Raw genomic sequence first — 14,064 nt, forward strand, 5'->3', positions numbered from 1 at the left:
TAAAAAGGTGTTTTCAGTAAAGTAGGTTGACCAGCCCGAGCGAGATCCACGGCATGTAGGTGATCGCCATGAGACACGCCAGTACCACCAGGACAAACCTGACGAGCCACGGCAATAGCTGATCGATGGAGAGCTTGGCGACGGCGCACGCCGCGAAAAGGTTGACCCCCAGCGGCGGCGTGAACATGCCGAGTGCCAGGTTAACCACCACGATGAGTCCGAAATGCACCGGATCAATGCCGTACTGGATCGCAATAGGCGTAAAAATCGGAGCCAGCACGAGGATTGCAGCGGATGTCTCGATGAACATGCCAATGATCAGCAGCATGACATTTACAGCCAGAAGGAACGTCCAGGGACTCTCGAATACCTGGGTGACCCAACCAGCCACCTGGGAGGGCAAGCCAGAGCGACTGATCAGGAAGCTGAACAATGCCGCAGCGGAAATGATCAGCATCACAGCCGCCGTGGAGATGACACTCTCCTTGAGGATAGGCAGCAGCTCCGACCAGGTCAGTTCCCGGTAAATCAGCCCGCCGACAATCAGGGCATAGACCACCGCGACCGCTGACGCCTCGGTGGGGGTGAATACACCGCCATAGATCCCTCCGATCACGACCACCGGCATCAGCATAGCCGCCCAGGCACGCTTCAGCGCCATGGGAAAGGGGTCGCGTCCTTCATGATCCTTCAATCCATAGCCGCGCACCTTACAGAACAGGTAGAGGAACAGCAGCAGTGCGCAGCCTATCAGCAGCCCCGGTCCAATACCGGCGATGAAGAGCTTGCCAATCGAAGTGTCGGTACTGACCCCATACAGAATCAAGGGAATCGACGGCGGGATCAGCACCCCCAGCTCGGCGGAAGAGGCCTGAATCGAGGCCGCCAGCGGACGTGGATAGTCGTGCTTGACCATCGCCGGAATCAGGATCGAACCGATGGCGAACGTGGTCGCCACGCTGGATCCCGACACGGCGGCAAACATCATGCAGGTCAGCACGCAGGTCATGGCCAGCCCGCCCTGCAAGCCACCGACGATGGATTTGGCGAGATCCACCAGACGACGCGAGATGCCACCCGCCGCCATCAGGTTCCCCGCCAGAATGAAGAAGGGAATCGCCATCAACGGGAAGTGATCGATACCCACGAACATTTGCTGAGGCACCAGCAGCAGCGGCAGATTCGAAAAGAACTCAATGCCGATGATCGAGGCCAGCACGATGGAGATGGCGATGGGCACGCCCAGCGCAAACAGGATGATCAGAGACAGGCCGATCGCGGCGTTCATGGGCTGTCGCTCCTCTCGGCAATAATAGGCGTTTCCTTCAGGGTTTCTTCAGCCACCGGGCCGATCTTCTCGATGCCAGAGGCCTGGGCCGCCAGGCGGGCCAGCACCGCCAGCAAAGCGAAGCCGGAGCCGACTGGCATCGCCGCATACGCCCAGGCGATCGACACTTCCAGGCCGGAAAGCATCTGGTTGCGCACGCGCATCATCATGGCCAGGCCGTAATAGATCAGCACGACCAACACCACAGCGCAGCAGAAGGCGATCATGACCTCCAGCCAGACCAACCGACGGCCGGGGATCAGGCGGTAAATGACCTCCACCGACATCATGAACCCGCCCCGAAAGCCCGCCGCAGCGCCCAGGAAAACGCACCAGATCATGGCCGACCGGGAGATCACCTCGGACCAGGTCGAGGGAGCGTCGAAGACGAAACGTGTCAGCACCTGGTAGAAGCCCAGGGTGACGGAAACAATCAGCATCAAAATCGCACCGAACAGGGCCAGACGCGTCGTCTGGTGTTCGAGGCGCAGTAGGAGTTGCAGCATCGCGGCCACCTTCTTGCCAGGGTGCGTCCGGCCCCGTCAGGAGCCGGACGTGAGTGACGACGCCTCAGCAATCGCTGGCGCGGATGCGATCCAGCATTTCGCTACCGTATTGCTCGGTATAGATCTCGTAGGCGGGCTGCACGGCCTCCTGGAAGGGCTCCTTGTCGATCTCTGTCTCGACGGTCATGCCGTTCTCGCGCAGTAACTCGATGCCCTCCCGCTCAAGACGCGACACTTCATCGCGGGTTGCCTCGGCGGCGTCCTGTGCGGCTTGCTCGAACCAGCCGCGCTGCTCGTCAGACAGCCCTTCGAGCAGGATCGGCGAGCCCAGCACGGCGGCAGGCGAATAAACGTGACCGGTCAGCGAGAGATGGTCCTGCACTTCCCAGAACTTGGTGGCCACGATCACCGTGATCGGGTTCTCCTGGCCATCCACGGTGCCCTGCTGGAGCGCCGTGAAGACCTCCGGGAAGGCCATGGGCGTGGGATGTACCCCCATCTGCTTGAAGGCCTCCATGTGTACCTTGTTTTCCATGGTCCGGACCTTGAGCCCCTCGGCATCCTCGGGCGTGGTCACGGCGCGCTGACTGTTGGTCATGTGGCGGAAACCGTTCTCTGACCAGGCAAGCCCCACAATGTCATGCTCGTCCATCTTGTCGAGCAACTCCTCGCCGATCTCGCCATCCAGCACGCAGCGCGCCTGTTCGTAGTCCTCGAACAGGAAGGGCAAGTCGAGCACGTAGGTTTCCGGCACGAAGTTACCCAGCGGACCCGTCGAGGTAATCACGATGTCCACAGTGCCGATCTGCAAGCCCTCGATCATGGCGCGCTCGCCGCCCAGCGCCCCTGCGGTATGCTCCTCGACAGTAAACTCACCGTCGCTAAGCCGCTCCAGGGTGGCCTTGAAGGCGTCGGCCCCCACCGAATAGTGGGAACTGTCGGAAAGCGTATGCCCCAGGTTGACGGTCTGTGCAGCTTGGGCATGCAACGAGAGTAACGCGAGGCTCGCGCCGGTGATGGCGGTGGTGAGCGTGTGGCGTGCGACGTTGGCGTTCATTGTTATTACCTCATCTTGTGTTGACACGCTTGGTGATACCCCGGGCGGGGTCAGCGGCATTCTTCCAGGAACGCCTCGACAATCTCGCGGAAGTCCTTGTCGCGCGAAAAGCCCAACGCATCAGCGCGCCGGGTGTGGAAGCGGGTCGGCCAGCTACCGACGATCGCCTGGATGCGCTCATCCGGCTCGTGGCGGATACGTTGCACCGCGTCCTGGCCGGCGACGTCACGGAGCGTCTCGATCATCTCGGCGACGCTGACGGTAATCCCCGGCAACATGAAGGCGCGAAAAGGACCGACGGCGTCACCCTCCACTTCAGCGCCATGCACCAGCGCCTCGACCACCCCACCAGGAGACATCACGAACAGTTCCAGGTCGGTGGGCACCGGGCAGATGGCCTCCTCTCCATTTAGCGGTTCACGCAGAATGCTGGAGGCGAAACTGGAGGCCGCGGCATTGGGTCGCCCGGGGCGGATGACGATCGTGGGCAAGCGTAGCACCAGGCCATCCACCAGGCCGCGACGACTGTAGTCGTTAATCAGCAACTCGCTCATCGCCTTCTGGGTGCCATACGAGTTCTGCGGATGCAGTGCCGTAATGTCGTCGAGAGTCTCTGGCAGCTCGCCGCCGTAAGCGGCCACCGAGCTGGCCATTACCAACCGCGTCGCGCTGAGCCCACGCTGACGGCACCCTTCGAGAAGCGCCCGGGTCGCATCGAAATTGACTGCCAGCCCCAGGTCGAGGTCAGCCTCGGCAGCGGAGCTCACCACCGCAGCCAAGTGATAGATCACGTCGGGGCGGGCGTCGAGCATGTCATCGAGGGCTCCGGGGGCGGTGATGTCGCGTGCCAGGGCAACGCACTCGACACCGGTCGCCGAGGGCGCTTCAGCCTCGACCTGGTCGACCAGGGACAGCCGACGGATCGGCTCGCCACGCAGTGCTCCCCGCGTGAGCAGTCGCTGGATCAGGCGCTGGCCGAGGAAGCCGGCCGCCCCGGTAATGGCAATATGCATGGTGTCGTGCTTCCTGTTCTTGTGGTTGTCTTTGCTATGGTTGTCTTTGCCATGGCTGTCCTAGTCGTGTTCGCGGCTATCGCACTCGCCGCCGAACGCACCTAAACATGCAGCCCGTAGTTCTCTCCCCAGCCCAGCCCGCTGCGTGTCGCGCCCCTGGGGCGATACTCGCATCCGACCCAGCCGTTATAGCCCAACGCCTCAAGGCGCTTGAACAACGCCGGGTAATGCACCTCACCGACATCCGGCTCGTGACGCTCCGGCACCCCGGCGATCTGGACATGACCAATGACGTCGAACTGCCGCTCGAGGTGGCGAATCAGATCGCCCTCCATGATCTGGCAGTGGTAAAGGTCGAACTGAAGGCGCAGGTTGGGCTCGCCAACCTCGTTCAGGACAGCCATGGCCTGAGCCTGATGCGATAGGAAGAATCCCGGCATGTCGCGGGTATTGATGGGCTCGATCAACACCTCACGGCCGCACTTCGCCGCCTCGCGGGCGGCGTAGCGCAGGTTCGCTACGTAGGTCGCGTGATGTGCGGCCCGGGCCTCGGCATCGGCGTTGGCATCGCCTCCCTCAGGAAGCAGGCCCGCCATGGCATGCACGCGGGGACAGCCCAGCACCTCGGCATAATGCAGCGCCTCGACCAGCGAGTCGCGGAACTCGGGCTCGCGTCCCGGCAGGCTGGTCAGGCCCCGTTCCCCGCCCTCCCAATCACCGGGCGGCAAGTTGAACAGCACCTGTTCGAGACGACTCTCGTTCAACGCCGCGCTCAGTGCGTCCGGCGTATAGGCATAGGGAAAAAGGTATTCGACCCCGTTGAAGCCCGCCTCGGCGGCAGCAGCGAAGCGATCGAGAAACTCATGCTCGCCAAACAGCATGGTCAGATTGGCGGCCAGTCGAATCATCGCGGTCTCCTCAATCGCCGGGAAAACGGGCTTCGAGCTCGGCCACCTGATCGGCAGTCAACGCCCGGGGATTGCGACCGTGAAGCAGCAGGTAGAGCTTTGCCGTCTCCTCCAGCTCTTCCGTGGCATAGACCGCCGCTTCAAGGCTCTTGCCGGCGACGACCGGACCATGGTTCGCCAGCAGCACGGCACTGTGCTTGCCGGCCAGCCCACGCACGGCGTCCCCCAGTGCTGGATCGCCAGGCAGGTGATAAGGCACCAGGGGCAGCTTGCCTACCCGCATCACGTAATATGCCGTCAACGGCGGGATGCAGTCGCACGGATCGATTTCGGGCAGGCAGGAGACCGCCACGGAATGCGTCGAATGCAGATGAACGATGGCCTCCGACTGAGGGCGCTCGGCGTACATTGCCATGTGCAGAAAGTGCTCCTTGGTCGGCTTGTCACCCTCCAGCCAACCCCCATCGCGGTCGAGCCGTGAGATGCGGGCCGGATCCAATCGGCCGAGACAGGCATTGGTCGGGGTCATCAGCCAGCCCCCCTCTGCCGTGCGCACGCTGATATTGCCGCTTGAGCCCATGGTCAGGCCGCGATCGAAGAGCGACTTGCCCAGCGTGGCGATCTGATCGCGTAGGCGCGTCTCATCGTGGCGGCTCATGCGTTGCCCCTCCCTTCGGTCAGCGTATCCAGAACGGTGAATGCATGAGTAAAGAAATCCGTCCCACCGAAATTTCCGGACTTGAGGGCCAACGAGAGCATGGCACTGCGATTCGCCAGGGGCGCCTGAGTCCACGGCACGCCAGGATCGATCTGGCCACCAATGCGAAGCTGGCGGATGCCGAGCGCCGACACCACGGCTCCCGAGGTCTCGCCACCGGCAACGATCAGGCGACCGACGCCCTCGTCGACCAGGGTACGCGCGAGTTGACCCATGGCCTGCTCCACCAGCTCGCCGGCCTGCTCGACGCCCAGTGCCGCCTGCGCTTGCCTGACCCGCTCAGGGTCTGCCGAGGCATAGACCAGCACCGGCCCGCCTGAAGCCAGCCTCTCACGCGCAAAGGTCAGGACCTCCTGCAGATGCGCGCTTCCCTCAGCAAACGCCAGCGGGTCCACAGACACACCGGGATGGTCCTCAAGGAAAAGCGTGACCTGCTCCAGCGTGGCACGTGAACAGCTGCCGGAAAGAATCAGCGCACTGCCATGCGCCGGGGCCAGCCGCCCAGGCTCGGACACCTCGTCCAGCCAGCCACGACGGCGATATTGTTCGGGCAGGCTCTGGCCAAGGCCCGATCCGCCTGTCACCAGCGGATAATCCACCAGCGCCTCGGCCAGAACGCCGAGATCCGATTCGTCCAGCGTGTCGCAGATCACATGGCGCACGCCCTGCTCCGCCAGCGCCTGCAAATGGTCACGCGTCGCTTTCGCGCCACGTGCCAGCACCGGACGCGCCGCGAGGCCGACCGCATGGCGCGTTTGCCTGCCCAGGACACGCACCAGATCGGCATCGGTCATCGGGTTGAGCGGGTGATGCTGCATGCCGCTCTCGTTGAGCAGACGATCGCCGACAAAGAGATGGCCTTGATACACCGTACGGCCATTGGCAGGAAAGGCAGGCACCATGACCGTCTGCGAGGCGGCCATTTGCTCCAACAGCGCATCAGCCACCGGTCCAATGTTGCCGACGTCTGTTGAATCGAACGTGGAGCAGTACTTGAAGAACACCTGGCGGACGCCACGTGAATTCAGCCAATCAAGCGCTGCCAGGGAGTCGTTCACGGCCTGATCGACCGGCGTGGAGCGCGACTTCAGCGCCACCACCACCGCATCCACCTCATCCAGTGGGATGGCCTCCTGCGGCACCCCCAATACCTGCACGCAGCGCATGCCTGCGCGTACCAGGTTATTGGCGAGATCCGTGGCACCGGTAAAATCATCGGCAATGGCCCCGATCACTAGCGTCATGTCACACGCCTCCCGAATCATTGGCCGCGTCAGGCAACGTAATGCCCGACAGGCGCTGGTACACCTTGATCACCGCCGAGTCGTCTTCGCGCCCGAATCCCGCCCCCTTCGCCGCGGTAAACTGCTGCAGCGCGCTGGCAGCCACTGGCGTGGATATCGCCAGTTCACGCCCCGTCTCATGTACCAGGTTCAGGTCCTTGACGAAGATGTCCACTGCCGAGAGCGGGGAATAGTCACCCTTGAGAATGTGAGGGACACGATTCTCGAACATCCACGAGTTGCCTGCCGAATGGGTGATCACGTCGTAGATGGTCTGCGGGTCGAGCCCCATGCGAAGCCCCAGCGCCATGGCCTCGGCCGCCGTGGCGATATGCACGCCGGCCAGTAGCTGGTTGACCAGCTTCATGCTGGATCCCACCCCGGCAGCGTCACCCAGTCGATAGACCGTGGCCGCCATAGCATCCAGCACGGGCTCGGCCTGGCTGAACGCCCCCGGCGTCCCGGAGGCCATCACCGACAGCTCACCCCTGCGGGCCTTGGCTGCCCCGCCACTCACCGGCGCATCCAGCATGGCCAGCCCCATAGCCTCGAGACGCGCATTCAGGTCCCGGGCGAAGGCAGGGGCGACCGTGGCACACTGGATCACCAGGCTGCCCTCAGCGAGACAAGGCGCCACGCCCTGCTCACCAAATAACACTGTTTCAACCTGGTCGGCGTTCACAACCAGCACCACGATTACATTGCAATGAGCCAGCTCGACCGGCGAGGCAACACACTTGCCGCCCTCACGCTCGAAGGCCAGGCGAGCCTCATCCACGATGTCACAGCCAACCACATCGAGCTGACTTTCATGCAGCGCCATCGCCGTTCCGCGGCCCATGGCTCCCAGACCGATCACGCCAACACCCTGGACTTCGTTAGAATGACTCATCTGATCCTCACTGGGTGCCACCCTGTTCCGCGGATGACCGATGTGTACTTCCAAACCTTAAAGAAACAAAAAACTCATGTGTATGGTAGCGCTATCATGTTAGCGCTATCATTGTTGTAGTTGAGCGATCTTCTAGCGGCAAGTATCGAGAGGATGATCTAGACCAATGTCTAAACGTAAACCGCAAACACGACCGAGGCGCGGATCCGACCAGCCGACGCTCGCCCAAGTCGCACAGATGGCCGGCGTATCTCCCATCACGGCCTCACGGGCTCTCAACGACCCTGAGAAGGTGAACGAGGCGACACGCGATCGCGTCTTCCAAGTCATGGAGCACCTGGGCTATGTACCCAACCTCATCGCCGGTAGCCTGGCATCGTCTCGTTCACGCTTCATTGCAGTGATCGTGCCGTCGCTGGTCAATACGGTTTTCCTCGAGGTTATCAAGGGTCTTCAGGACACCTTTGAGGCAGCCGGCTACCAGATCTTGCTGGGTAATACGAATTACGACATCGAGCGGGAGCATCAACTGGTCAGAACCTTTCTGGGCTGGTCCTGTTCCGCTCTCGTAACGGCGGGGCTCAAGCATAACCCGGCGTGCCGTCGGTTACTCCAGGAGTGCGACCGACCAGTGATGGAGGTGATGGAGCTAGGTGAGGCGCTGGATCTGAACGTGGGGCTGGACCACCACGAGGCAGGCCGCTGTATGGCAAGCCACTTGCTAGCGCGCGGCTATCGTCAACCAATTTATGTCGGCGCACGCCTAGCAGACGACTATCGTGCCGGCATGAGATATGCGGGACATAGCGAGGTGCTCGAAGCAGCAGGGATAGCCTCTCGTCTAATCGACATAGATCAGCCAGGGAGCCTGGAGGAAGGCGCCAAGTGCCTGGAGCGTGTTCGACAAGACTACCCCGACGCCGATGTCATACACTTCGCCAACGATGACCTGGCGACAGGTGCTCTGTTGCATGCCCTTCGATTGGGGATACAAGTTCCGGATGAAATAGCGATTGCAGGATTCAATGGGTTACCCCTCGGACAGTACATCACACCCCGATTGACCACCATTTTGTCGCCTAGAGAAACCATGGGACGAGTCGCAGCGGAAGAAATACTTAAACGACTAGCTGGGAAGAGGGTGACACGCCGCAAGCACGACGTAGGATTCCAGCTGCTCAACGGTAAGAGCACTTAACGCGGTTATGCCCATAAACGAAACGATTGAGGATATAGACTATCAGGCTGAAGTGAAATCAGCCGAGTAAAATAAATTTAGTACTTAAAGTCATGGCGCACTAACGATAGACAAACTCGTTAGCGCGCCACGGAGCTAGAACTACGTAGTACAGCCCAACTGAAGCCCCCTTGCTTCCTCCACGAGATACACAATGCATAACTAGACGCTCGGTCAAGAACGTAACTCACGTAAGAGGGCATTAATCTAAATCTGGCCCCATCAGCACTTTCGTTATTTAGGCTGCCTTTATTACTTAATTACCCCTCTACGGCGTAGCTCCTCGCAGCGCGATTCATCAATGCCCAACTCGGCCATAATTTCATCGGTGTGCTGAGCATAGAGCGGTGCTGGCCGACGTATCTGGGGAGGGGTCTCAGAAAGCTTGCTAGCAAAACCAATGGTCTTCATCCTGCCGATTGTTGGGTGATCGATTTCTTGTACCATCCCCCGCGCCTGATACTGTGGGTCGTCTAGAGCTTGGGCAAAGTTATTGATAGGGCCGGCTGGCACCCCAGCCTGGTCACACTTCGATAACCAGTAGTCTCGCTCATACTCCACGAAGATTTCCTCAAGCACGCTTTCCAGCTCCTCCACGTTCTGACCACGTAGATAATTTGTGTGAAAGCGCGGATCTTCTAGCAAATCCGGACGATTGATGACTTCATGGCATAGGCGTTCCCAAGTGCGCTGGTTGGCACAGCCAAGCATGATATAGCCATCCTTTACCTGGATTGCCTGGTATGGCGCTGATACTCGATGACGCCAGCCGGTGGGCTCGGGAACAGTACCTTCCGCAAAATACGCCGCAGCCTCCCAAGTAAACCAAGGCAGGCCGCATTCAGCTATGGCCACATCTACATGTTGCCCCTCTCCGGTGTTCATCTTGTGGATGTAGGCAGCAAGTATCGAATATACAGCGGTGATGCCTGCACCGATATCATACACGGCGATGCCAGTCTTCAGCGGGCGCCGGCCTGGCTCACCGGTCATCGACATCAGCCCCGTCATGCCCTGAGCTACCAAGTCAAAGCCCCCTTTCTGGCTATAAGGGCCGGTTTGTCCGTAACCGGAGATGGAACAATAGATGATGCCAGGATTTAAGCCCTTGATGGTTTCGTAATCAACTTGGAGCTTCTTCGCTACACCGGTGCGGTAGTTTTCTACTATCACATCGGCTTCCTTTGCGAGCCTATAAAAGATTTCGCGCCCTTCCTCTTCTTTGAGGTTCAATGAAATGCTTTTCTTGTTTCGGTTGATCTGGGCGAAGCAGGTCGACTCGTCATTGACGTAGGGCCCCATTTGGCGGCTGTCATCACCGCCCTGCTTCTCGACCTTGATCACATCCGCACCCATGTCACCTAGCACCATGGTGCAGTATGGGCCAGCCATGATTTGGGAGATGTCAAGAACCTTCATCTTCGTTAAGGGGAGCATGCGAACCACCTCGTTGTAATTTGAAAGCATTGCAGTTGGCCAAGCCACGAACCGTTATGCAATTGCCACTACTCTCCAAGCCAGGCATGGGGAGTCTTATCGATGAAAGCGCTGACGGCGCTCTTGAAATCGCGGCTGGTATAACAAAGTGCTATCAGGTCCTCTTCGCTGCCGGCGGCGGGTCGCCGCTCTGCCAATACACGCCGGACCTCTTCCTTCGATGCGCGCAGCGTCAGGGGGGCTAAGCTGCCTAACCTTTCAGCCACTTGCCTGACCTCTTCTTCGATCGACTCGGCCGCTATGACTTCAGTGATCAAACCGGCAAGCTTCGCCTCCTCGGCCTTAAACAGCTTAGCCAGCATAAGCACCTCCTTTGCCCTTGCGGCTCCCACTAGGTCGATCAACCGCGATAGATTGGCAATGGATATGCAATTACCCAGAGTCTTGGCTATGGGCACTCCAAAACGCAGCTCGGGAGTGCAATAGCGGAAATCACAGGCCATGGCGATGGCTGCCCCGCCGCCGACGCAGAACCCCTCGATCAGTGCAATCGTGGGCTTGCTAAGAGTTTCGAGGGAATTAATGACCTCATCGATGCGATGTTCGTAATCCAACGCGTGTTGGGCGACATCGAAGGTAGTGAACTGCTTGATATCGGTTCCGGCCACGAAGGCCTCCCCACCACTGCCGCGCAGTACCACAACATCGATATCCGGGTCATCATTCAAGGCCTTGCAGTATCGCTCAAGCGCGTCGTACATACCCCAAGTCATAGCGTTGCGGACCTGAGGTCGATTGAATATTAACCAGGCAATTTTCCCGTCCTTGACAAACTCCAGCTCGGCCGTGGATTTCGGCTCCATAAAACCCCTCCTGCTTCGTCAGCGGCTTGCAGGCGCCCGGAGGACTCACCTGCCATCACTATGCTCGGCGCAAATTGCGGTGCCGATTTCCAGCCCCCGGTCGCACCCCGCACCCATGTTGTCTGGTTAGCGGTGTATGGCTCGTGAACGAAGCCATGATTTTAGAATTATGAACTCATAATTCATTATGTAGAATAAGACCTTTGTCTGTACCGTCCTGCAAATGCTCGTATACAACAGAAATACATACAAAAGTCATAAAGCAGCTGGGATCGATCAGTATTAGTATTATGAATTCATTTACTTTGATGCTACTCGCTGGGCTTTCAATCATGTGCTTACTCGACTGCCGACAGCCGGAGAGCCTAAGCCCGACCTAAGGATGAAAAGGAGCCAGGACATGACCATTTATGCGCTCGAAGACCTTTCCCCCCAATACGATGCCAGCGCTTTTATCGCGCGTGAGGCCATCATCATCGGTGACGTCCGACTGAGCGAGAATGTCAGCATCTGGCCGGGAGCCGTGCTACGAGGCGACAACGAGCCGATCCATATCGGTGCCAACAGCAACATTCAGGAAAATTGCGTACTGCATACCGATCCCGATTTCCCTTTGAGCATCGGCCAGGGCGTCACCGTAGGGCATCTGGTCATGCTGCATGGTTGCACCATCGGGGACGGCTCCCTGGTAGGCATGCACTCGACCATTCTCAACGGCGCCCGTATTGGCGAGAATTGCTTAATTGGCGCCGGGTCGGTGGTCACCGCCAACAAAGAATTCCCACCCAACTCACTCATTCTGGGCTCACCTGCTAAAGTGGTGCGGGCCCTAAAACCGGAGGAAGTGGTGGGGTTAGCTGAGAGCAGTCAGAGCTATGTGGCGCGCAAGGATCGCTACCTTGCACACCTCAGACCGCTGGACACCTGAACCACGCCCCCTTTACGAAAAGTCATACTCAGCGGACACGATACCGAAACAAACCAGACGGGCATCGTGTCGGCCGAAATATCATTTTGATCTAATACATATCCCGGGTTTGTTTTCCATTTAACTATCGCCGTCAAGGTCCAGTATCGGCATGAACATCATGCTGATGTACAGGCGGAAGGCGAAAGGCGGAAGCGTCCTAGCGATGCGTGCCGTCGCCCTGGCGCTTTCGGACCAGCGGGTTGCGGCTGGTTTCTACCACGCCGCTCACGCCTTAAAGCATAGAGCCATGCTTTTGACCTCGCCCTCGCTGCATCATCTGGACCTGGCGGACATCGTCGGGGTGAAGCGTTAACGAATATGCGGATGAACAGGCCGATGGCGCACGAGTCTTTGCAGTCCTCGTCTCTGGCCTTGCCAAGAACGATAAGAATCAGGAAGAGGTAGATGAATCCTCAATTAGCGGCAGGATACGCCCTGCCCCCATGAGCTCATCGGGATCGAATACCGCCTTGATACCGGCCAAAAGCCGCCGCTCGGTTTTGGAAAGCCTAGCGAGATAGGCGGCCTGCTTACTGCGCCCGATGCCATGTTCGGCACTAATACTGCCTTCAAAACTATCCACGACAGAGAAGATCGCGCTTTCCAGCTGCGCAAAAAGCCCCGGCAGCGCCTCTGCTGGCGTCTGATTAGGCGGTAGCACGTTAATATGCAAGTTTCCATCACCTATATGGCCATAGGCGATAACTAGGGACTCGGGCGAATATGCCGTCACAGCTGCGGAGGCCTGCTCTACGCATGCGGCAATTGCCGATATCGGCACCGCGACGTCAGTTCGCAAGTGTTCACCGCGCAGCAGTTGCCCCTCCACCATACTTTCCCGCAACAGCCACAGCTGAGCTGCCTGAGCGGCATTAGCGGCTAGCACGCCATCCAGCACCGTCCCGTCCTCCATGCCCGCTTCGAGTAGCGTCTCGAGCATGCCGGGCAAATCCACAAGCCCTGAAGCTCCCAGCTCCATGAGGACATAGTAGGGATAGGCGGAGTCGAGTGGATCAGATAACTGTGGTGCAGCTTCGAAAGCCAACTCAAGACATTGGCGCGGGATCAATTCGAAAGCGGACATCAGATCGCTTAAGGCACGGCGGGCCTGGGCATATAGTTGTACGGCTGCTTCGATGGAGGAAACTGCCAACAGGGCGGTCTGCGTCTGCTCCGAACGAGGAGACAGCTTAAGTACCGCTCCGGTGACAATCCCCAGGGTTCCTTCGCTACCCAAGAACAGCTGCTGAAGATTGTATCCCCGGTTGTCTTTGTGCAGTGCCTGCATGCAATCCCATATCTCGCCGTTAGGCAGCACCACCTCCAAACCAAGCACTAACTCGCGCATCATTCCATAGCGCAGCACGTTGACACCACCGGCGTTGGTGGCGATGTTGCCGCCGATCTGGCAACTGCCTTGTGCGCCAAGCGAGAGGGGAAAGAAGCAGTCATGCTCTTCTGCCACTCGCTTGACCTCTTCTAGAATGCAGCCGCTATCGACGGCCATACTGAAGTTGAGCGGATCAATGTTTCGAATGCGTGTCATGCGCTCCAAGCTAATGACCACCTCAGGATAACGACTATCAGGCATAGCCCCTTTGACTAGTCCTGTATGTCCACCTTGCGGCACCATGCGCAATTGGCGCTCATGACAGAAGCCAACAATCTGGGCTACTTCCTCGGTATTTTTCGGACGCACCACCGCCAAGGGCGTCCCCAGCTCATGTCTAGCCCAGTCACGACAGTAACGCGCACAATCTAAAGCCTCCACCAACACCCCACTAGTTCCAACTATTGCCGTGAAGGTTTTAATAATCTCTTGCGTACTATCGTTCATATTCATCTCTTAAATG

At 59.1% G+C, this 14,064-nt stretch carries 14 protein-coding genes; 3 read left to right on the forward strand and 11 right to left on the reverse strand.

What is annotated here, in order from left to right:
- Nucleotides 1-13 precede the first annotated feature (13 nt).
- From JH15_RS15275 to ltnD, 8 genes are all read right to left on the reverse strand, one after another.
- Complete coding sequence (locus JH15_RS15275; protein ID WP_043531928.1) at nucleotides 14-1,288, reverse strand: TRAP transporter large permease; 1,275 nt, start codon at nucleotides 1,286-1,288, stop codon at nucleotides 14-16.
- On the reverse strand, nucleotides 1,285-1,833 hold the full coding sequence (locus JH15_RS15280) for a TRAP transporter small permease (RefSeq protein ID WP_043531930.1): 549 nt from the start codon (nucleotides 1,831-1,833) through the stop codon (nucleotides 1,285-1,287). Before JH15_RS15280 ends, JH15_RS15275 begins: the two co-directional genes overlap by 4 nt.
- A gap of 64 nt (nucleotides 1,834-1,897) precedes the next feature.
- Complete coding sequence (locus tag JH15_RS15285) at nucleotides 1,898-2,890, reverse strand: TRAP transporter substrate-binding protein (protein ID WP_052384166.1); 993 nt, start codon at nucleotides 2,888-2,890, stop codon at nucleotides 1,898-1,900.
- Between the two features lie 50 nt (nucleotides 2,891-2,940).
- Nucleotides 2,941-3,903: a D-erythronate dehydrogenase gene (gene denD, locus JH15_RS15290; RefSeq protein ID WP_043531932.1), complete on the reverse strand. Its 963-nt coding sequence runs from the start codon at nucleotides 3,901-3,903 to the stop codon at nucleotides 2,941-2,943.
- Nucleotides 3,904-4,004: 101 nt separating this feature from the next.
- Nucleotides 4,005-4,811, reverse strand: coding sequence for a 2-oxo-tetronate isomerase (otnI, locus tag JH15_RS15295; RefSeq protein ID WP_043531934.1), 807 nt, complete (start codon nucleotides 4,809-4,811; stop codon nucleotides 4,005-4,007).
- A 10-nt stretch (nucleotides 4,812-4,821) separates the two neighbouring features.
- The gene (gene otnC / locus JH15_RS15300) at nucleotides 4,822-5,469 is read right to left on the reverse strand and encodes a 3-oxo-tetronate 4-phosphate decarboxylase (RefSeq protein ID WP_043531936.1); all 648 of its coding nucleotides are present in this window, start codon (nucleotides 5,467-5,469) and stop codon (nucleotides 4,822-4,824) included.
- Entirely contained in the window at nucleotides 5,466-6,773 is a 1,308-nt protein-coding gene (otnK, locus tag JH15_RS15305) for a 3-oxo-tetronate kinase (protein WP_043531938.1), read from the reverse strand. Before otnK ends, otnC begins: the two co-directional genes overlap by 4 nt.
- Nucleotide 6,774: 1 nt before the next feature.
- Entirely contained in the window at nucleotides 6,775-7,704 is a 930-nt protein-coding gene (gene ltnD, locus JH15_RS15310) for an L-threonate dehydrogenase (RefSeq protein ID WP_043531940.1), read from the reverse strand.
- A 166-nt stretch (nucleotides 7,705-7,870) separates the two neighbouring features.
- On the opposite strand from ltnD, the gene JH15_RS15315 reads away from it, so the two are divergent.
- Nucleotides 7,871-8,902 (forward strand): LacI family DNA-binding transcriptional regulator, encoded by a 1,032-nt coding sequence (locus JH15_RS15315; protein WP_043531942.1) that lies wholly within the window; start codon nucleotides 7,871-7,873, stop codon nucleotides 8,900-8,902.
- Between the two features lie 291 nt (nucleotides 8,903-9,193).
- On the opposite strand, the gene JH15_RS15320 is transcribed toward JH15_RS15315, so the two are convergent.
- Both JH15_RS15320 and JH15_RS15325 read right to left on the reverse strand, forming a co-directional pair.
- Nucleotides 9,194-10,378 carry a CaiB/BaiF CoA transferase family protein gene (locus JH15_RS15320; protein WP_043531944.1) on the reverse strand — a complete coding sequence of 395 codons (1,185 nt, stop codon included), beginning with the start codon at nucleotides 10,376-10,378 and terminating at the stop codon, nucleotides 9,194-9,196.
- A gap of 68 nt (nucleotides 10,379-10,446) precedes the next feature.
- Nucleotides 10,447-11,241, reverse strand: coding sequence for an enoyl-CoA hydratase/isomerase family protein (locus tag JH15_RS15325; RefSeq protein WP_043531946.1), 795 nt, complete (start codon nucleotides 11,239-11,241; stop codon nucleotides 10,447-10,449).
- A 400-nt stretch (nucleotides 11,242-11,641) separates the two neighbouring features.
- Here JH15_RS15325 and JH15_RS15330 point away from each other — a divergent pair, with 400 nt between their 5' ends.
- Together JH15_RS15330 and JH15_RS15335 are read left to right on the forward strand one after the other, a co-directional pair.
- Entirely contained in the window at nucleotides 11,642-12,169 is a 528-nt protein-coding gene (locus JH15_RS15330; RefSeq protein WP_043531948.1) for a gamma carbonic anhydrase family protein, read from the forward strand.
- Between the two features lie 151 nt (nucleotides 12,170-12,320).
- Nucleotides 12,321-12,524, forward strand: a complete 204-nt coding sequence (locus JH15_RS15335; protein WP_043531950.1) for a hypothetical protein — start codon at nucleotides 12,321-12,323, stop codon at nucleotides 12,522-12,524.
- Nucleotides 12,525-12,602: 78 nt separating this feature from the next.
- On the opposite strand, the gene JH15_RS15340 is transcribed toward JH15_RS15335, so the two are convergent.
- Nucleotides 12,603-14,048 carry an FAD-binding oxidoreductase gene (locus JH15_RS15340; protein ID WP_156105341.1) on the reverse strand — a complete coding sequence of 482 codons (1,446 nt, stop codon included), beginning with the start codon at nucleotides 14,046-14,048 and terminating at the stop codon, nucleotides 12,603-12,605.
- Nucleotides 14,049-14,064: the final 16 nt, after the last annotated feature.

Origin of the sequence: Litchfieldella xinjiangensis (assembly GCF_000759345.1) — a bacterium.
GTDB classification, from domain to species: Bacteria; Pseudomonadota; Gammaproteobacteria; order Pseudomonadales; family Halomonadaceae; genus Litchfieldella_A; species Litchfieldella_A xinjiangensis.

What these genes read in the sequence shown, in the direction of transcription:
- JH15_RS15275 (WP_043531928.1), bottom strand. Translation starts at nt 1,288, where the DNA reads ATGAACGCCGCGATCGGCCTGTCTCTGATCATCCTGTTTGCGCTGGGC.
- JH15_RS15280 (WP_043531930.1), bottom strand. Translation starts at nt 1,833, where the DNA reads ATGCTGCAACTCCTACTGCGCCTCGAACACCAGACGACGCGTCTGGCC.
- JH15_RS15330 (WP_043531948.1), top strand. Translation starts at nt 11,642, where the DNA reads ATGACCATTTATGCGCTCGAAGACCTTTCCCCCCAATACGATGCCAGC.
- ltnD (WP_043531940.1), bottom strand. Translation starts at nt 7,704, where the DNA reads ATGAGTCATTCTAACGAAGTCCAGGGTGTTGGCGTGATCGGTCTGGGA.
- denD (WP_043531932.1), bottom strand. Translation starts at nt 3,903, where the DNA reads ATGCATATTGCCATTACCGGGGCGGCCGGCTTCCTCGGCCAGCGCCTG.
- JH15_RS15335 (WP_043531950.1), top strand. Translation starts at nt 12,321, where the DNA reads ATGAACATCATGCTGATGTACAGGCGGAAGGCGAAAGGCGGAAGCGTC.
- JH15_RS15325 (WP_043531946.1), bottom strand. Translation starts at nt 11,241, where the DNA reads ATGGAGCCGAAATCCACGGCCGAGCTGGAGTTTGTCAAGGACGGGAAA.
- JH15_RS15320 (WP_043531944.1), bottom strand. Translation starts at nt 10,378, where the DNA reads ATGCTCCCCTTAACGAAGATGAAGGTTCTTGACATCTCCCAAATCATG.
- otnK (WP_043531938.1), bottom strand. Translation starts at nt 6,773, where the DNA reads ATGACGCTAGTGATCGGGGCCATTGCCGATGATTTTACCGGTGCCACG.
- JH15_RS15285 (WP_052384166.1), bottom strand. Translation starts at nt 2,890, where the DNA reads ATGAACGCCAACGTCGCACGCCACACGCTCACCACCGCCATCACCGGC.
- JH15_RS15340 (WP_156105341.1), bottom strand. Translation starts at nt 14,048, where the DNA reads ATGAACGATAGTACGCAAGAGATTATTAAAACCTTCACGGCAATAGTT.
- otnC (WP_043531936.1), bottom strand. Translation starts at nt 5,469, where the DNA reads ATGAGCCGCCACGATGAGACGCGCCTACGCGATCAGATCGCCACGCTG.
- otnI (WP_043531934.1), bottom strand. Translation starts at nt 4,811, where the DNA reads ATGATTCGACTGGCCGCCAATCTGACCATGCTGTTTGGCGAGCATGAG.
- JH15_RS15315 (WP_043531942.1), top strand. Translation starts at nt 7,871, where the DNA reads ATGTCTAAACGTAAACCGCAAACACGACCGAGGCGCGGATCCGACCAG.